Consider the following 16,167-nt stretch of genomic DNA (forward strand, 5'->3'; position numbering starts at 1 on the left):
GGGCGGCTCATATCGGGGGAGCGGGCGTGACGATGCCGGCTTCGGCGTCGGCCGCCTCGATCTCCTCGCGGGTGATCCCGAGCAGATACATGATCGTGTCCAGGTAGGGCACGTTGAGCGAGGTGTCGGCGGCGTCCCGGACCACCGCGCGGGCGTTGTAGGCGATGCCGAGACCGGCCGCGGCCAGCATGTCGAGGTCGTTGGCGCCGTCACCGATCGCGATGGTGGCCGCCTCCGGCACCCCGAGGTCGGCGGCGAACTCCCGCAGCGCCCGGGCCTTGGCCGCCCGGTCGACCACCTCGCCGACGACCCGTCCGGTGAGACGTCCGTCGACGATCTCCAGGGTGTTGGCGCGGGCGCGGTGGATCCCGAGGTCGGCGGCGAGCCGGTCGGTGATCTGGCTGAACCCTCCGGAGACGATCGCGAACCGGTAGCCCAGCCGGCGCAGCGTCCGGACCAGGGTGCGCGCTCCCGGGTTGACCACGATGGACCCGTAGACCTCGTCCAGCACCGACGCGTCCAGGCCCCTCAGCAGGGCCACCCGCGCCCGCAGCGACTCCTCGAAGTCGAGCTCGCCCCGCATCGCCCGTTCGGTGACCTCCGCGACCTCGTCGCCGTGACCGGCGTGGCGCGCCAGCATCTCGATCACCTCGCCCTGGATCAGGGTCGAGTCGACGTCCATCACGATCAGCCGGACGCCGTGCCGCAGGATGCTGACCGGCTGGACCGCGATGTCGATGCCGCTGGCCGTCGCCTCGGCCGCGAGCAGGCTCCGGAGCCGGTCGGGCAGCGCGCCGGAGACGTGCAGCTCGATCGCGGTGACCGGATAGCGGGCCATCCGCTCGATCCGGTCGATGTTGCCGCCGGCGTCGGCGATCCTGCCGGCGACCGCCGCCATCGCGGCGGCGCGGAGCGGGGCGCCGATCACCGTGACGTGGGTGCGCCCCTCGCGCCGCGATCGGTTGTCGCCCGAGCCCTTCTCGATCTCCACCGCCATGCCGAGCTCGGTGATGGTGTGCTCGATCGCGCTGCGCAGCCTCCGGGTGTCCCGGGGCGCGGTGACCAGGACCCCGAGCACCAGCCGGCGGCGGACCACGATCTGCTCGAGGTCGACGACGCTGACACCGGCCTGCGCGAGGGTCGCGAACACCGCTGAGGTCACACCGGGCCGGTCCTTCCCGGTGACGGTGATCAGCAGCGTGTCCTTGGCGTCGTGCGCAGCGCTCATCGCGGAGGAGGCTATCGCGCCACGGGCGGCCAGCCGTCAGGGGAACAGCAGGCGGTCAGTGCCCGCCGTACGGCCGCGCCCAGCGGTTCGAGCAGGTCACGTCGCCGGGCGGCCTCGGTGACCCCGAGCGCGCCGCCGTCGTCCCTCAGCGCGAGGTCGACCACGTCGCGCAGGTGGAGCGCCCGGGCCAGCAGCACGCGGCTCCGCTCGGGGACCCAGGACACCCCCGGTACGACGCTCCCGGCGCGCAGGTCGATCAGGTCGTCGGCGACCTCGGGGCTCCAGGACGCGACGTCCAGCGCGGCCAGGCCGTCGGCGGCGGCGAGCAGCGCTCCGCGCAGGGTGCGGTCGGCCTCGCCCAGGTCCGGGGGGAGCGGGCGGTGGGCGTCGTACTCGTGCCACTCGACGACGGGTCCGACCTGGACCGGCACCAGGCCCTTGCCGAGCGCCGGCAGCACCACCGCCTGACCGGCCTCGATCGCCGCGGCGGTCAGCGTCCGCGGGCCGCGAAGGCCGACGGGGTCCCCGGCGCCGGGGAACGCGGCGGCGACGCTCTCGCCGCCGGCCGCCCGCTCCGCCTCCAGGAAGGTGGTCAGGCTGCCGACCGACGGGTCGTCGTTGGGCGCGCCGACGACCAGGTGGCGCACCTCGGCGCCGGCCACGGCGGCGGCCAGCACGCCCTCGGAGACCTCTGCGCGTAGCCAGCCGGTGCCCCACCAGGACAGGCGGACGGCGGCCGGGAGGTCGGCGGTCTCAGGGCTCACGAGGCGGTGACGATACCCGCAGGAGCGGCGGCTAGGGTGGCCCGCATGCCCGCTGTGCTGGAACTCGCAGAGGTGACCGTCCGGCGAGGACGGGCGACGCTGCTCGACCGTGTGACCTGGGTGGTCAAGGACGGTGAGCGCTGGGTGGTGCTCGGGCCCAACGGCGCCGGCAAGACCACCCTGCTGCAGGTCGCGGGCGCCCAGATCCACCCGACGGGCGGTGCGGTGGGCGTGCTCGGCGAGCTGATCGGCACGGTCGACGTCTTCGAGCTGCGCCCGCGGATCGGGGTGACCAGCGCCGCCCTCGGCGAGCGCATCCCGCGGGAGGAGAAGGTCCGCGACGTGATCATCTCCGCCTCGCACGCCGTGGTCGGCCGCTGGCGTGAGCAGTACGACGACGTCGACATCAAGCGCGCGGAGTCACTGATGCAGGAGGTCGGTGTCACCCGCCTGGCCGACCGGACCTACGGCACCCTCTCCGAGGGCGAGCGCAAGCGGGTCCTGGTCGCGCGTGCGTTGATGACGGACCCGGAGATGCTGCTCCTCGACGAGCCCGCTGCCGGCCTCGACCTGGGTGGTCGCGAGGACCTGGTCTCCACGCTGTCGGTGCTCGCCTACGACCCCGACTCGCCGGCGACGGTGCTGGTGTCCCACCACGTCGAGGAGATCCCGCCGGGCTTCACCCACGTGCTGATGCTGCGCGACGGCGCCGTCGTGGACGCCGGGCCGATCGAGTCGACGCTGACGGCGGCGGGGCTCTCGGCGACCTTCGGGATGCCTCTCGAGCTCGAGCACCACGACGGCAGGTGGGCGGCTCGCCGGCGACGCCGTCGGGGCTGACCGGACGTGACCGACGTCTCGCGACCGGTGGCCGGATAGGGTCGGGACATGGACTGGCTCCGCGATCACCTGTGGGAGGCCTGGCTGGGTGCGGCCATCCTGCTGGGCGTGGCCGAGATGTTCTCGCTCGACCTGATCCTGGCGATGCTCGCCGCCGGCGCCCTCGCCGGCATGGGCACGGCGCTGGTCACCGACTCGGTCGGGGTGCAGGTGCTGGTCGCCTCGGTGGTCTCGGTGGCGATGCTCGCCGTGGTGCGACCCTCGCTGGCCCGGCGCTTCCACGGCGGGCCTGACCTGGTCCTGGGCAATGCCCGGGTGGTCGGCCTGGAGGCCGTGGTCACCGAGCCGATCAGCTCGGTGCGGCCGGGGCGGGTCAAGCTCGACGGTGAGATCTGGACGGCCAGCGCCGACACGGACCTGCGGATCGGCGAGCGCGTCGAGGTGCTCGAGATCCGCGGCGCGACGGCCGTCGTACGGCCTCGAGCGCTGCCGGAACCGCCCTCCTCGGAGGGCTTCGAGGACCTCGGCAACACCGACGACAAGGAGACCCCGTGATCCTGCTGATCCTGCTCGCCCTGCTCTTCATCTTCGTGGTGGTGGTGCTGGCGAAGACCGTCCGGGTGGTGCCGCAGGCACGAGCCGGCATCGTCGAGCGCTTCGGGAAGTACAAGCAGACGCTGTCGGCCGGGTTGAACTTCGTCGTCCCGTTCGTCGACACGGTGCGTTACCAGATCGACCTGCGCGAGCAGGTGGTCAGCTTCCCGCCGCAGTCGGTGATCACCGAGGACAACCTCTCCGTCGACATCGACACGGTGATCTACTTCCGGATCACCGACCCGATCGCGGCGACGTACGAGATCGCCAACTACATCTCCGCGATCGAGCAGCTCACGATGACCACGCTGCGCAACATCATCGGCGGTATGGACCTGGAGCAGACGCTCACCAGCCGCGACCAGATCAACTCCGGCCTGCGCGGTGTCCTGGACGAGGCCACCGGCAAGTGGGGGATCCGGGTCAACCGGGTGGAGATCAAGGGGATCGACCCGCCGGTCTCGATCAAGGACGCGATGGAGAAGCAGATGCGCGCCGACCGCGACAAGCGTGCGCTCATCCTCTCCGCGGAGGGTCAGCGGCAGTCCGCCATCCTCACCGCCGAGGGCAACAAGCAGTCGGCCATCCTCAACGCCGAGGGCCAGCGGGAGTCCGCGATCCTCAGCGCCCAGGCGGACCGCGAGGCGGCGATCCTGCGTGCCCAGGGTGAGGGTCAGGCGATCCAGACGGTGTTCCAGGCGATCCACGACGGGCGTCCTGACCAGTCCCTGCTGGCCTACCAGTACCTGCAGATGATGCCGAGGATCGCCGACGGCGACGCCAACAAGCTGTGGATCATCCCCAGCGAGATCGGCGAGGCCCTGAAGGGGCTCGGGTCGACGATCGCCGACCTTCCCGGGATCCCCACCGAGACCTCCGGACCTCGCACCAGGGTCGACATGGGGCCGAGCGAGCCGATCACCGAGCGCCGCTCCGACGACGAGGTGAGCGCGGTCGAGGCCGCCGTGCAGCAGGCGATCGCCGAGGCGGAGAGCGCGGCCCACCCGGGCCGCGGCACGTCCTCGACCGGCGAGACCACGCTCGACACCGGAGTCGACCCCTCCGACGCCGACCCGGAGGCTCCTGGTCGGTGAGCTTGATCGAGGCGGTCGCGATCCTGCTCGCAGGGGTCGCGGCCGGGACCATCAATGCCGTCGTGGGGTCCGGCACGCTGATCACCTTCCCCACCCTGGTGGCCGTCGGCGTGCCCCCGCTGACGGCGAACATCTCCAACAGCCTGGGCCTGGTCCCGGGCTCGGTCGCCGGGGCGGTGGGCTACCGCCGCGAGCTCGTCGGCCAGCGCCGCCGCGTGCAGCGCCTCCTGGTCTGCTCGGTCAGCGGCGCGATCGTGGGCGCGATCCTGCTGCTGGTGCTCCCTGCGGGGGCGTTCGAGGCGGTCGTCCCGGTGCTGATCGCGCTCGGCCTGGTCCTGGTGGTGGTGCAGCCGCGGCTCTCGGCACGGGTGGCGCGCCGTCAGGCCGAGCAGGGCCAGGACGGCGACGGCGCGTGGTGGGTGGCGCCCGCGGTGTTCGGCACCGGCATCTACGGCGGCTACTTCGGCGCCGCGCAGGGCGTGATCCTGATGGCGGTGCTCGGCATCGGCATCGCCGAGGGCCTGCAGCGCCTCAACGCGGTCAAGAACGTGCTGGTGGCGGCCGCGAACGGGGTGGCGGGGGTGCTCTTCGTGATCGTCGCCGAGCTGAACCTCTTCGGCACCGACGCCGAGGTCGACTGGCTGCTGGTGCTGCTGATCGGGGTCGGTGCGGTGATCGGCGGGTTCCTCGGCGCCGCGGTCGGCCGCAAGCTGCCGCCGACCGCGTTGCGCGCGGCGATCGTGGTGGTCGGCCTGGTCGCCCTGGTGACCCTGCTGACCTGAGCCCGGTACGGCCGATCCCGGGCTGAGTCTCAGGCGGTCGCGGTACGACGACGGCGGGCCAGCGACACCACGCCGGCCCCGACCGCGCCCAGGGCCGCGCCCAGCAGTACACCGCTGGCCGGCTTGGGCACCCGCTGTCCGGTGAGTCCGAGACCGGCGGAGACCGCGTCGGCCGCGTCCACCGCGATGCCGACGATGGTCAGGTTGCGGCGCAGCGGTCCGCGGGCGACGAGGGTGATCGCGCCGAGGGCCACCTCGCGGGCGCCGAACATCCGGGTGAAGTAGTCCATGTGCGGGTTCTCCGCGGGGGAGAGTCCGCTCGCCCTGGCTGCCTGCTCGGGCGAGGCGAGAGCCGCGGCGCCGATGACGATGCGGCCGATCGAGAGTCCGGTGACGGGGTCCATGGGCAGGACCCTATTCTGCGGCGGTGGCCGAGGGCCCCGCCGCGCTACGGCGTGGCGTCGACCGCGTTGTCGACGTAGGCGCCCAACCAGCGGTCGAGCTCGGCATAGACCTTGGCACGCACGGGCTCCCGGGAGAGGACCACGTCGTGCACCGCGCCGGGCACCGCCACGTAGGTGGTGCAGCTGCTGATCGCGGTCGACCAGCGCCGGATCTGGCGGACGTCGAGCACGATGTCGGTGCGGAAGACGTCCTCGGTCATCTCCTTGGGGTGGCTGGACCGGTCCGAGGAGACGACCAGCACCGGCGCCGGTACGTCCAGGCCCCGCTGCAGCCGGGCGTGACCGGCCCGGATCGCGCGGAGCCACCCGAACCGGACCGGGAAGGAGTCGACCGGCTTCCAGGTGAGGTCGAAGTCCCACTCGCCATCGTGGTCGCGGTGCAGACCGCGGGCGTAGAAGCCGCTCACGTCGCGACCCAGCTCGGACATCGGTCGCCTCCGGCCGAGCACGTCGACGGCGAGGTTGGCGGCTCGGGTGCGCAGCACCGGGGGCCCTGCAGGTCGAGCCACGGCGAGTTGAGGAACATCCCCGCCAGCGCCCGGGGCTGGCGTGAGTCGGCCCACAGCGCGACGACCAGGCCGCCGGTGGAGTGCGCCGAGATCACCACCTCGCGGTGCCCGTCGCGCTCGGTGATCCGCTGCCAGGCGGCGTCCAGCTCCTCGAAGTAGGTGTCCAGGTCGGCGACGTAGGTCGCCGACTGGTGCGGGCGCAGGGACCGGCCGTACTTGCGCAGGTCCAGGGCGTACATGTCGTGACCGCGATCCAGCCACCACTGGCCGAAGTCGGCCTGGAAGAAGTAGTCGGAGAAGCCGTGCACGTGCAGCACGGCGCGTTCGCTCCCGCCCACCGAGGGAGCGTGGACCAGGGTCGCCACCACCTGCCCCTCCTCGTCGGGGGCCAACGTGATCGTCTCTGCGGTCCACGGCTCGCCGAGCACGTCGGTGACCGGGGTGGAGGGCTCGTTCGTCACGGATCCCAGTGTGCCGCAACCGGCGGCGCTGCCGGAGCCACGGTGACGAAACATTTCGCGGCTAGGGTCGGCCGCGTGAAGTACCGCCAGGCCCTCCACGGGCACACGTACGAGTTCTCCGGCCTGGTCGACGTGCTGGCCAAGGCCACCCCGTTGCGCTCGGGCGACGTCCTCGCAGGCTGCGCGGCAGCGTCCGACGCGGAGCGGGCGGCGGCCCGGTTCGTCCTCGCCGACCTCCCGCTGGCCACCTTCCTCCACGAGCACGTGGTGCCGCCCGAGCACGACGACGTCACCCGGCTGATCCTCGAGGACCACGATGCCGAGGCGTTCTCCGCCGTCGCCCACCTGACGGTCGGGGGGCTGAGGGAGTGGCTGCTCGAGGCGGCCGTCGGCGCCGACGCCGGTGGGGTCCTGGCCGGGGTGGCGCCGGGGCTGACCCCGGAGATGGTCGCGGCGGTCTCGAAGATCATGCGCAACCAGGACCTGATCACGGTAGCGGCCGCGACCCGGGTGCACAGCGCGTTCCGGACCACGCTCGGCCTGCCCGGACGCCTCGCCACCCGGCTGCAGCCCAACCACCCCACGGACGACCCCACCGGGGTGGCGGCGGCGATGCTGGACGGGCTGCTGCTCGGCTGCGGGGACGCGGTGATCGGCGTCAACCCGGCCTCCGACGACCCGCGGACCGTGGCGCGCCTGCTGCACCTCATCGACGACGTCCGCGAGCGCTACGCGATCCCGACCCAGTCGTGCGTGCTCACCCACGTGACCACCACCACCGACCTGATCGCCGCCGGCCACCCGGTGGACCTGGTCTTCCAGTCCATCGCCGGCACCCAGGGCGGCAACGCCGGCTTCGGCGTCGAGCTCGCGATGCTGGCCGAGGCGGACGAGGCGGCCCGCTCGCTGCGGCGGGGCACGGTCGGGCAGAACGTGATGTACTTCGAGACCGGTCAGGGCTCCGCGCTCTCCGCGGACGCGCACCGGGGCACCGACGGCGCTCCGGTGGACCAGCAGACCCTGGAGACCCGTGCGTACGGCGTGGCCAGGAGGTTCGATCCGCTGCTGGTCAACACCGTGGTCGGCTTCATCGGTCCCGAGTACCTCTACGACGGCAAGCAGATCCTCCGGGCCGGCCTGGAGGACCACTTCTGCGGCAAGCTGCTCGGACTGCCGATGGGGGTCGACGTCTGCTACACCAACCACGCCGAGGCCGACCAGGACGACATGGACACGCTGCTGACCCTGCTGGGGGTGGCGGGGTGCACGTTCGTGATCGCCGTGCCGGGCGCGGACGACGTGATGCTCGGCTACCAGTCGACCTCCTTCCACGACGCGCTGACCACGCGACAGGTGCTCGGGCTGCGCGCGGCACCGGAGTTCGAGGCCTGGCTGGACGGTCTCGGCATGCTCGACGGCGACGGCGGCGTGCGCGCCGTGGATCCTGCGACGAGCCCGTTGCGAGCGCTGGCATGAGCGACTTCTGGTCCCCGCTGCGCGCCACCACCCCCGCCCGGATCGGTCTCGGGCGCCGCGGCAACGCGACCAGCACCGAGGCGCTCCTCGCCGCCGGCGCCGCGCACGCGGTGGCCCGCGACGCGGTGCACCGTGCCCTGGACGTCGACCGGCTCACCGGCGACCTGGCCGCGCTCGGGCTCGGCCGCGCCACGGTGCTGCGGTCGGCGGCACCCGACCGGACGACGTACCTGACCCGGCCGGACCTGGGGCGGGTGCCGGAGGCGGGTGCGCTCGACGCGCTGCCGGAGCCCGGCGAGACCCGGCCGGACCTCGTGGTGGTCGTCGCGGACGGCCTCTCCTCCGCCGCCGTGGAGGCGCATGCCGTCCCGTTGCTCGGGGAGCTGGTGCCCCGCCTGGACGCCGCCACGGTCGTGGCGCCGCCGGTGGTGGCCACCCAGGCGCGGGTGGCGCTCGGCGACCACGTGGGTGCGGCGCTGGGGGCCCGGATGTGCCTGGTGCTGATCGGGGAGCGGCCCGGTCTCTCGGCCAGCGACAGCCTCGGCGCCTACCTCACCTGGCACCCGCGTCCCGGGATCCAGGACTCGGCGCGCAACTGCGTGTCCAACATCCGTCCGCCGAACGGCCTCGGCCATGCCGAGGCCGCGCGCACCATCGCCGCGCTCATCGTCGGTGCGCGCACCCTGGGCGCGACCGGGGTGCGACTCAAGGCCGGCTCCCACGAGCTGGACTGAGCCGGTCCGGCCTGAGCCGGCTCGCTTCTCGTGATCGGCACGTGGGTTCAACACGGCCGAAACACCGCGACTGTTTCATAGGAGTTGGCAGAGTCAACTCTCAGAGAACGGTTGGACCATGGACAGCACGACGACCACGCAGGCTCCGTTCCACGTCGTCCCGGGAGCGTGGCAGGACCTCCCGAAGATGCCGGACGCCGACTACCCCGGCACCGAGGGGTTCATCGGCGACGTCTTCGAGAACCCCGCGGGCAGCGTGATGTGCAGCGGCTACTTCGAGCTCAAGCACACCGACGCCCCGCTGCGCTACCACTACGAGTACGACGAGATGAAGGTCGTGCTCGAGGGTGAGTTCCTGCTGGAGAACCGGGAGACCGGTCAGGTCATGACGGCCCGGGCCAAGGACGCGATCTTCTTCCCGAAGGGCTCCACGATCTACTTCAGCACCCCCTCCTACGCGCTGGCCTTCTACGCCGGTCACCGCGACGCCACCCTGCTCTGATGCCCGCGCTGGAGCACACCAGCGTCCCCGGCTGGGCGGTCCCGGACCAGACCGGCCCCGGGGATGCTGCGGCCGCGCTCGACGGGTCGGGTGCGTCGTACCTGGTGGTCGCTGTCGGGCCTCCAGACGGCCCGGCGGCGGGCCGGGCCCGGGCCTGGGTCGCGCAGGCGGCACCCCGGCCGGCCCGGCTGATCACCGCTGCGGACGCCGCCAGCGCCTCCGCGAGCCTCGCCGAGGCGCTGGGTCGTGCCTCGGTGGGGGTGCGGGTGGCGCTCACCGGGCCCGTCGGGGACTGCCTGACGCTGCGGGGCACCGCCCTGGGCGCCGGGATCGAGGACGACGAGCTGCAGGTCGCTCCGGTCTTCGGCGGCGTCATCGACGTGCACTGCTGCCACTGCGGTGCTCTGACCCGCGTCGCGGCCGCCATCGACGACGTGGTGCCGTGCATGGGCTGCGACCGATCGCTGCTCGTCTACCACCACGTGTCCCGCCGGACCGGTCGCTTCCTGGGCTTCCAGGTCGACGCCGAGGAGGTCGCTCGATGATCGCCACGCTCAAGCTGGTGGTGACCGCGGTCGAGGACGCCGCCCGGGACATCCGCACGGTCACCCTCGCGACCCCCGACGGTGGCGAGCTCCCGTCCTTCGTGCCGGGCAGCCACCTGGTCGTGGAGTGCGAGGGGCCGGCCAACGCCTACAGCCTGGTCAGTGACGGAGTGCTGCCCGAGCACTACCGGATCTCGGTGCTGCGGGTCCCCGACGGTGCCGGCGGCTCCCGATGGATCCACGACCTCGGCGTGGGTGACACCGTCAGTGCGCTGCCGCCGCGCAGCGCGTTCGCGCCGGTCGCCACGGCGACCAAGCACCTGCTGATCGCGGGCGGCATCGGCGTCACGCCGATGCTCTCCCACCTCCACGCCGCCCGGCGGTGGGGCCGCCGGGTGCAGCTGCTCTACGCGTTCCGGGACGGGTACGGCGCCCACGTGGCCGACGTCGAGGAGCTGGTGGCCGCCCTGCCCGGCGGCTGCGTCGAGCTGCTCTCCGACCGGGCCGCCCTGCTGGGCCGGCTCGGCGAGGTGCTCGGCACCCAGCCGCTCGGCACCCATCTCTACGTGTGCGGGCCGGGCGCGATGATCGACGCCGTGCTCGCGGCGGCCCAGGCGGGTGGCTGGCCGGCTTCCCGGCTCCACGCCGAGAGGTTCGGCGTCGACGCGCTCGACCCGGGTGAGCCGTTCTCGGTGACGCTGACCGGCTCCGGCAGCACCGTCGACGTCCCCAGCGGGGTCAGCCTGCTCGACGCCCTGGACGGCGCGGGTGTCGCGGTGCCCCGGCTGTGCCGGCAGGGCGTCTGCGGCGAGTGCCGGATCCCGGTCACCGCCGGCACCCCGCTGCACCGCGACCTGTTCCTGACCGACGAGGAGAGACGGGCCGGCGACGCCGTGATGGCCTGCGTCTCGCGCTCCCTCGGCCCGACCCTGGAGGTACCCCTGTGACGACCGCACCGGCCACTCCGACCAGCACGCGGACCAGCACGCCGACCAGCGCAGCATCCGCCGAGGCCGCGCTGACGCCGCACCAGGACGCGCTGATCGCCGGCTTCCCGTTCCCCTTCGTCGCGGACCGCTACCGCTACAGCACCAACGTCGAGCCGGCCGGGACGAGTGTGCCCACCCCAGCCGGACAGTGGGGAGCCGCTGTCGTCGAGGTCGACGTCGAGTACCGCGCCGAGCTGGCCGAACGCGCCGCCATCCTGCGTCGCGACCCCGGCCGACACGCGGTGCTGCCGCACATGCACGCCGCGGCGTGGGACACGCTGCTCACCCTGCTGCGCGAGCTGGCCGCCGCCCACCCGGACCGGATGCGGCTCACCCGGGACCCGGCCGGCACCGGCGCCCGGGACGGGTGGCGCTGGGAGAACGACCTGCTCGGCGTGGTGCAGGAGTTCACCTACGGCGACGACACGACGCTGCCCACCGAGCCGCTGGCCTGGATCGCCGGCCAGGTCCAGGAGGACATCGTCCTGCTGGACCAGCGCAACGACTCGTTGTGGGGCGATGCCGGCGTGGTCACCTTCGCCGCCGACTGGAGCTTCGGCTTCGACGTCGGGATGAGCTTCCTGGAGATCCACGGCCCGGTCCCACGGCTGCGCGAGATGGGGGTGATCACCCGCGCCCACGAGTTCCTCAAGCGCCTGCAGCCGCACCAGCCCTACCGGAGGACCAACTGGACGCTCACCATCGGCCGCCGCCTGGATGTCTCCACCGAGCTCTATCCGGAGTGGGGCCCGGACCGGGCGATGATCGCCGACGTCGACGACGCGACGTTCGGCCGGCTGGTCCACCTCCGCGTCGAGGTCCAGCACCTGATCCGCCTACCCGAGTCCGCAGCGATCTGCTTCCTGATCCGCACCTACCTGCTGCCGCTGGAGCAGTTGGCGACGGTCGACGCGTGGCGCTTGCGGACCGCGGCGGTCCTCGAGGACCTGCCCGAGGACATGGCCGACTACAAGGGCATCATCAAGTACCGCGACCGGGCCGCCGCCTGGCTGCGCGCGGCGGGACCCGGTCGATGAGCGGCTCCGCTCCGCACGGGCGGGTCGCGGAGTGGCCCGACCCGGCGGCCGGCTCGTTCCTGATCGTCTCCGTCGGCGCCGACCCGGTCACCGCGGCGCGCACCGCCGGGCGCACCGCCGACGCCGAGGCGATCGGCAGCACCCGGCTGGTGGTGCTGGACGACGTCGACCACCCCGCCGACGCCGCCGCGCTCGCCGATGCGCTGGCCGCGGCCCGCACCGGCGTCCGGATCCTCCTGCTCGGCGGCCGCTACGACGTCCTGCAGGCGGCCGCACGAGCCCGGGAGGCTGGTGCGATCCCGGCGGAGATCACTCTCGAGACCACCCACGCCGTCGACCTCCCAGTCTACTGCGCGCACTGCCGCGGCACCCATCGGGTCGCCGCCGACCCCGGCGAACGGGTGCTGTGCCCCGGGTGCGCCCGGCTGCTCGAGATCCACGACCACCTCGCCGGCACGCTCGGCGCCTTCCTGGCCTCCGACACCGGCGAGGCGCCGGTCCGCGCCGGGGACCGGGGCGGACCGGGGCTGGGCGGAGCGGAGCTGGACGGAGCGGGGCACGGCGACCGGGCGTTCGTCGGATGAGCGCCGCGAGCGTGGGCCGGGCGCCGGCCACGGACCCGTCGCTGCACCGCCACCCGGCCTACGTCACCCGCCGCCGCCCCCTGCGGGTGGTCGCGATGACGCCGTTGACCCCCGACATCACCCACTTCCGCCTCGCGGATCCGTACGACGCCCGCCTGGCGTCGTACCAGCCCGGGAGCCATCTGGTGGTGAGCGCCGGCGACCGGCGCAACGCCTACTCCCTGGTCGACGACGGGATGGAGCCCGACAGCTACGGGATCTCCGTGCTGCGCCGCGGTGACGGCGGTGGCTCGGACTGGCTGCACGACACCCTGGCCGCCGGGGACCTCGTCGACGTGGAGGGGCCGAGGTCGATGTTCGCGCCGGTCCTCGACCAGCGGCACGCGCTGCTCGTGGCCGGGGGGATCGGGGTGACGCCGGTGCTCTCCCACGCCCGAGCGCTCGCCGATCGCGGTGGCAGCGCCACCGTCGTCTACTCCTACCGGCCCGGCCACGCGGCACACCTGGCGGACCTGCGCGCGCTGGCCGCCTCGCGGCCCCGGATCGAGCTGCTCGAGGCGGTCACGGTCGAGGAGACGCTGGCGGTGCTGCGCGCCGCCTTCGCCGACCAGCCCCTCGGCACCCATGCCTACGCCTGCGGCCCGGTGCCGATGCTGGACAGCTATCTCGCGCTGGGCGCCGGTGCCGGGTGGCCTCCCGGCCGGCTGCACCTGGAGCGGTTCACCGCGCCCGAGCAGGACCCGGGCAGCCCGTTCCGCGTGCTGCTCGCCTCCTCCCGGACCGTCCTCGACGTCGCGCCCGGCGTGTCCGTGCTCCAGGTGCTCGCCGATGCCGGGGTCGAGGTACCCAGCATGTGCCGCCAGGGCGTGTGTGGCGAGTGCCGGCTCCCGGTCCGGGCCGGCGTCATCGAGCACCGCGACCTGGTGCTCACCGAGGACGAGAGGCAGTCGGGCGAGGTGATGCTCTGCTGCGTCTCCCGCGCACCGGCGACGACGACCATCGAGGTGGACCTGTGAGCGTCACGACCAGCACCGACAGCACCGACCGCACCGGCAGCACCGGCGACCTCGGCGGGCGACCGCTGACCCCGGCCGCAGCGGCGTTCCTCGCTGCGCCGGTGGATCATTGCGCGAGGCTGCCCTGGCCGTTCCCGGACGACACCTCGTCGTTCCGCTACAGCGTCAACGTGGATCCCGCGATGGTGCCGCGGACGACTGCCGCGGGCGAGTGGGGGCGCACCGTGTGCGACCTCGGTGGGGCCGACTACCCGGTGATCATGGCCGCGCGCCGGCGCATCCTGGATGCCGACCCGCACCGGGTGAAGATGCGACCCGGCATGGAGCCCGCGGCCTGGGACCTGCTGCTCTACTACCTGCGCGACCTCGCAGGCGCGCATCCCGACGTGCTGCGCCTCGACGAGCACGTCGGCGGCGACCGGCGACGCTTCCACTGGCGCAACGACCTGCTCGGCACCGACCAGGGGTTCACGCTGGGGAGTGGGACTCGATCCCCGGCGGCCCGCTCGACTTCCTGGCCCGCGAGGTGCCGGACGACCTGCTGCTGGTCACCGAGCGCGACGGCCGGCTCTACTTCGACGCGGGCGCGGTCACCTTCGCCGCCGCCTGGTCGGTCTCCTTCGACGTCGGCATGGACATGTACGAGATCCACGCCCCGGTGCCGCGGTTGACCCGCGAGGGCATCACCGCCCGCGCCGAGCAGTTCCTGCTGCGACTCCCGGCGGACAAGGTCTATCGCCGGGTCAACTGGACCCTGTCCGCCTCCGGGTCCCGCAAGCTCGACGTGAGCCTCGAGGAGCTGCCGTCCTGGGCCGACGACATCCCGCAGCTGATCCGCGAGGAACGGTGGGGCGATCTGCAGCTGCGGATCGAGGTCGAGCACTTCATCCGGCTGCCGATGACCGGCACGGTCACCTTCAACATCCGCACCCACATGGCCTCGCTGGCCGACATCAAGCAGGTGCCCGGATGGCCCGAGCAGCTCGCGGCGGTGATCGAGGAGCTGCCCGAGGACCTCGCGTCGTACAAGGGCTTCCTGGGGCACCGCGACCCGGTGGTCGCCTACCTGCGCGCCTGAGTCCGCGCCTGAGTCCGCGCCTGAGTCCGCGCCTGAGCCGAGGACGACCGAGAACCTCATCGCCGTGTAACCGGAGCGCAACATCCGTCGTGTCTACTACGGGTGTACGATGATTCCAGGTAAGAAACGGAGACGATCGTGGAGACACTGCGAGACCTGACGGAGCAGCACGGGACCAGGTTCATCCTGGCGCTCTTCGTCGACCTGCGCGGCAAACCGTGCGCCAAGCTCGTCCCGGTGGAGGCGGTGGACGAGCTCGCCGAGGACGGCGTCGGCTTCGCCGGCTACGCCGTCGGCGCCTTCGGGCAGGAACCGAAGGACCCCGACGTGGTGGCCATCCCCGACGTCAGCTCGTTCACCCCGCTCGACTTCGTCAAGCCGGGTCTGGCGCTGGTCCACTGCGACCCCCACGTGCTCGGCAAGCCCTGGCCCTTCGCCCCGCGCAACATCCTGCGCGCGGTCATCGCGCAGGCCGGGGCGATGGGCTTCGAGCCCTGGGTGGGTGCCGAGGTCGAGTACTTCCTGGTCCGCAAGGACGCCGACGGCTCGCTCGTCACGGCCGACCCCGACGACGTCGCCGACCAGCCGTGCTACGACGCGCGTGGCGTCTATCGGATGTATGACCACCTGACTTCGATCTCGAGCGCGATGAACCAGCTCGGCTGGGGCAACTACGCCAACGACCACGAGGACGGCAACGGGCAGTTCGAGCAGAACTTCCACTACGCCGAGGCGCTCACCACGGCCGACCGCGTGGTCACCCTGCGCTACCTGCTCTCCGTGCTCGCTGCGGAGCGCGGGATGATCGCGACCTTCATGCCCAAGCCGTTCGCCGACCGGACCGGCAGCGGCCTGCACCTGCACCTCTCGCTGACCGCCGCCGGGACGCCCGCCTTCCCGGCCGCCGAGGGGGACGACGAGCTCGGACTCTCCGCGACCGCCTACGGCTTCGTCGCCGGCATCCTGGACCACGCCCAGGCGCTGCAGGGGCTGATCGCACCCACGGTGAACTCCTACAAGCGCACCGGCGCGGTGTCCACCAACTCCGGAGCCTCGTGGGCTCCGCGCCGCCCCACCTACGGCGGCAACGACCGCACCCACTACGTGCGGGTGCCGGACGCACAGCGGATCGAGCTGCGCGGGGGAGACGCCTCGGCGAACCCCTACCTCGCGATCGCGGGAGCGCTGGGAGCCGGCCTGGACGGCGTGGCGCGCGGTGCGCACCCGGGGCCGGTCGGCAGCGGCCCGCAGGGCGAGCTGCCGAACACCCTGATCGACGCGGTCGACCTGCTGGCGGCCGACCCGGTCGTCAGCGGGGTCCTGGACAGCGCTGGTCCCGGGGTCGCCGACTACTTCACCGCCCTCAAGCGTCGCGAGTTCATCGACTACCACGCCCAGGTCAGCGCGTGGGAGGTCGAGAAGTACCTGACCGCCTTCTGACCGCCCGCCGGTCGGCGACCGGCGCCACCC

Annotated in this window: 19 protein-coding genes; 14 read left to right on the forward strand and 5 right to left on the reverse strand. The window is 72.9% G+C overall.

Going from position 1 to position 16,167, the window contains the following annotated elements; translation table 11 throughout:
- Positions 1 to 7: 7 nt before the first annotated feature.
- The gene (serB, locus tag FIV43_RS04955; protein ID WP_141013239.1) at positions 8 to 1,228 is read right to left on the reverse strand and encodes a phosphoserine phosphatase SerB; all 1,221 of its coding nucleotides are present in this window, start codon (positions 1,226 to 1,228) and stop codon (positions 8 to 10) included.
- A gap of 11 nt (positions 1,229 to 1,239) precedes the next feature.
- Positions 1,240 to 1,992 (reverse strand): hypothetical protein, encoded by a 753-nt coding sequence (locus tag FIV43_RS04960; RefSeq protein WP_141013240.1) that lies wholly within the window; start codon positions 1,990 to 1,992, stop codon positions 1,240 to 1,242.
- Between the two features lie 45 nt (positions 1,993 to 2,037).
- On the opposite strand from FIV43_RS04960, the gene FIV43_RS04965 reads away from it, so the two are divergent.
- Genes FIV43_RS04965 through FIV43_RS04980 form a run of 4 tightly spaced genes read left to right on the forward strand, consistent with a single transcriptional unit; the run spans position 2,038 to position 5,302 of the window.
- Entirely contained in the window at positions 2,038 to 2,832 is a 795-nt protein-coding gene (locus FIV43_RS04965) for an ABC transporter ATP-binding protein (protein WP_141013241.1), read from the forward strand.
- A 48-nt stretch (positions 2,833 to 2,880) separates the two neighbouring features.
- A complete protein-coding gene (locus tag FIV43_RS04970; RefSeq protein ID WP_141013242.1) occupies positions 2,881 to 3,387 on the forward strand; it encodes an NfeD family protein in 507 nt (168 codons plus the stop codon).
- 5 nt (positions 3,388 to 3,392) lie between these two features.
- A complete protein-coding gene (locus tag FIV43_RS04975) occupies positions 3,393 to 4,520 on the forward strand; it encodes an SPFH domain-containing protein (protein ID WP_407938883.1) in 1,128 nt (375 codons plus the stop codon).
- Positions 4,517 to 5,302 carry a sulfite exporter TauE/SafE family protein gene (locus FIV43_RS04980; protein WP_141013244.1) on the forward strand — a complete coding sequence of 262 codons (786 nt, stop codon included), beginning with the start codon at positions 4,517 to 4,519 and terminating at the stop codon, positions 5,300 to 5,302. The genes FIV43_RS04975 and FIV43_RS04980 overlap by 4 nt, the downstream gene beginning before the upstream one ends.
- 29 nt (positions 5,303 to 5,331) lie before the next feature.
- On the opposite strand, the gene FIV43_RS04985 is transcribed toward FIV43_RS04980, so the two are convergent.
- The 3 genes from FIV43_RS04985 to FIV43_RS21975 are packed head-to-tail and all read right to left on the reverse strand — an operon-like array spanning position 5,332 to position 6,736.
- Positions 5,332 to 5,706 (reverse strand): DUF4267 domain-containing protein, encoded by a 375-nt coding sequence (locus tag FIV43_RS04985; RefSeq protein WP_141013245.1) that lies wholly within the window; start codon positions 5,704 to 5,706, stop codon positions 5,332 to 5,334.
- A gap of 44 nt (positions 5,707 to 5,750) precedes the next feature.
- On the reverse strand, positions 5,751 to 6,194 hold the full coding sequence (locus FIV43_RS21970; protein ID WP_231123697.1) for an alpha/beta fold hydrolase: 444 nt from the start codon (positions 6,192 to 6,194) through the stop codon (positions 5,751 to 5,753).
- Positions 6,170 to 6,736 (reverse strand): alpha/beta hydrolase, encoded by a 567-nt coding sequence (locus FIV43_RS21975; RefSeq protein ID WP_231123698.1) that lies wholly within the window; start codon positions 6,734 to 6,736, stop codon positions 6,170 to 6,172. The genes FIV43_RS21970 and FIV43_RS21975 overlap by 25 nt, the downstream gene beginning before the upstream one ends.
- Positions 6,737 to 6,811: 75 nt before the next feature.
- Here FIV43_RS21975 and FIV43_RS04995 point away from each other — a divergent pair, with 75 nt between their 5' ends.
- The 10 genes from FIV43_RS04995 (at position 6,812) to glnT (ending at position 16,137) form a co-directional block, all read left to right on the forward strand.
- Positions 6,812 to 8,212, forward strand: coding sequence for an ethanolamine ammonia-lyase subunit EutB (locus FIV43_RS04995; RefSeq protein ID WP_141013246.1), 1,401 nt, complete (start codon positions 6,812 to 6,814; stop codon positions 8,210 to 8,212).
- Positions 8,209 to 8,946 carry an ethanolamine ammonia-lyase subunit EutC gene (gene eutC, locus FIV43_RS05000; RefSeq protein WP_141013247.1) on the forward strand — a complete coding sequence of 246 codons (738 nt, stop codon included), beginning with the start codon at positions 8,209 to 8,211 and terminating at the stop codon, positions 8,944 to 8,946. Before FIV43_RS04995 ends, eutC begins: the two co-directional genes overlap by 4 nt.
- A gap of 118 nt (positions 8,947 to 9,064) precedes the next feature.
- Complete coding sequence (locus FIV43_RS05005; protein WP_141013248.1) at positions 9,065 to 9,448, forward strand: cupin domain-containing protein; 384 nt, start codon at positions 9,065 to 9,067, stop codon at positions 9,446 to 9,448.
- Positions 9,448 to 9,993 carry a dimethylamine monooxygenase subunit DmmA family protein gene (locus FIV43_RS05010; protein ID WP_141013249.1) on the forward strand — a complete coding sequence of 182 codons (546 nt, stop codon included), beginning with the start codon at positions 9,448 to 9,450 and terminating at the stop codon, positions 9,991 to 9,993. Before FIV43_RS05005 ends, FIV43_RS05010 begins: the two co-directional genes overlap by 1 nt.
- A complete protein-coding gene (locus tag FIV43_RS05015; protein WP_141013250.1) occupies positions 9,990 to 10,940 on the forward strand; it encodes a PDR/VanB family oxidoreductase in 951 nt (316 codons plus the stop codon). The genes FIV43_RS05010 and FIV43_RS05015 overlap by 4 nt, the downstream gene beginning before the upstream one ends.
- Complete coding sequence (locus tag FIV43_RS20850; protein ID WP_231123699.1) at positions 10,937 to 12,019, forward strand: heme-dependent oxidative N-demethylase family protein; 1,083 nt, start codon at positions 10,937 to 10,939, stop codon at positions 12,017 to 12,019. Before FIV43_RS05015 ends, FIV43_RS20850 begins: the two co-directional genes overlap by 4 nt.
- The gene (locus FIV43_RS20855) at positions 12,016 to 12,603 is read left to right on the forward strand and encodes a dimethylamine monooxygenase subunit DmmA family protein (protein ID WP_181407685.1); all 588 of its coding nucleotides are present in this window, start codon (positions 12,016 to 12,018) and stop codon (positions 12,601 to 12,603) included. Before FIV43_RS20850 ends, FIV43_RS20855 begins: the two co-directional genes overlap by 4 nt.
- A complete protein-coding gene (locus FIV43_RS05025; RefSeq protein WP_141013251.1) occupies positions 12,600 to 13,619 on the forward strand; it encodes a PDR/VanB family oxidoreductase in 1,020 nt (339 codons plus the stop codon). The genes FIV43_RS20855 and FIV43_RS05025 overlap by 4 nt, the downstream gene beginning before the upstream one ends.
- A 526-nt stretch (positions 13,620 to 14,145) precedes the next feature.
- Positions 14,146 to 14,697: a heme-dependent oxidative N-demethylase subunit alpha family protein gene (locus FIV43_RS21370; protein ID WP_196780982.1), complete on the forward strand. Its 552-nt coding sequence runs from the start codon at positions 14,146 to 14,148 to the stop codon at positions 14,695 to 14,697.
- 138 nt (positions 14,698 to 14,835) lie between these two features.
- Positions 14,836 to 16,137, forward strand: a complete 1,302-nt coding sequence (gene glnT, locus FIV43_RS05035; protein WP_231123700.1) for a type III glutamate--ammonia ligase — start codon at positions 14,836 to 14,838, stop codon at positions 16,135 to 16,137.
- The last annotated feature ends 30 nt before the right edge of the window (positions 16,138 to 16,167 follow it).

The organism is Nocardioides sambongensis, from assembly GCF_006494815.1.
Lineage (GTDB): Bacteria > Actinomycetota > Actinomycetes > Propionibacteriales > Nocardioidaceae > Nocardioides > Nocardioides sambongensis.

Bases quoted from the DNA above. Each gene is read 5' to 3' on its own strand.
- serB (WP_141013239.1), bottom strand. From the start codon at position 1,228: ATGAGCGCTGCGCACGACGCCAAGGACACGCTGCTGATCACCGTCACC.
- FIV43_RS04965 (WP_141013241.1), top strand. From the start codon at position 2,038: ATGCCCGCTGTGCTGGAACTCGCAGAGGTGACCGTCCGGCGAGGACGG.
- FIV43_RS04970 (WP_141013242.1), top strand. From the start codon at position 2,881: ATGGACTGGCTCCGCGATCACCTGTGGGAGGCCTGGCTGGGTGCGGCC.
- FIV43_RS04985 (WP_141013245.1), bottom strand. From the start codon at position 5,706: ATGGACCCCGTCACCGGACTCTCGATCGGCCGCATCGTCATCGGCGCC.
- FIV43_RS21970 (WP_231123697.1), bottom strand. From the start codon at position 6,194: ATGTCCGAGCTGGGTCGCGACGTGAGCGGCTTCTACGCCCGCGGTCTG.
- eutC (WP_141013247.1), top strand. From the start codon at position 8,209: ATGAGCGACTTCTGGTCCCCGCTGCGCGCCACCACCCCCGCCCGGATC.
- FIV43_RS05005 (WP_141013248.1), top strand. From the start codon at position 9,065: ATGGACAGCACGACGACCACGCAGGCTCCGTTCCACGTCGTCCCGGGA.
- FIV43_RS05010 (WP_141013249.1), top strand. From the start codon at position 9,448: ATGCCCGCGCTGGAGCACACCAGCGTCCCCGGCTGGGCGGTCCCGGAC.
- FIV43_RS05015 (WP_141013250.1), top strand. From the start codon at position 9,990: ATGATCGCCACGCTCAAGCTGGTGGTGACCGCGGTCGAGGACGCCGCC.
- FIV43_RS20855 (WP_181407685.1), top strand. From the start codon at position 12,016: ATGAGCGGCTCCGCTCCGCACGGGCGGGTCGCGGAGTGGCCCGACCCG.
- FIV43_RS05025 (WP_141013251.1), top strand. From the start codon at position 12,600: ATGAGCGCCGCGAGCGTGGGCCGGGCGCCGGCCACGGACCCGTCGCTG.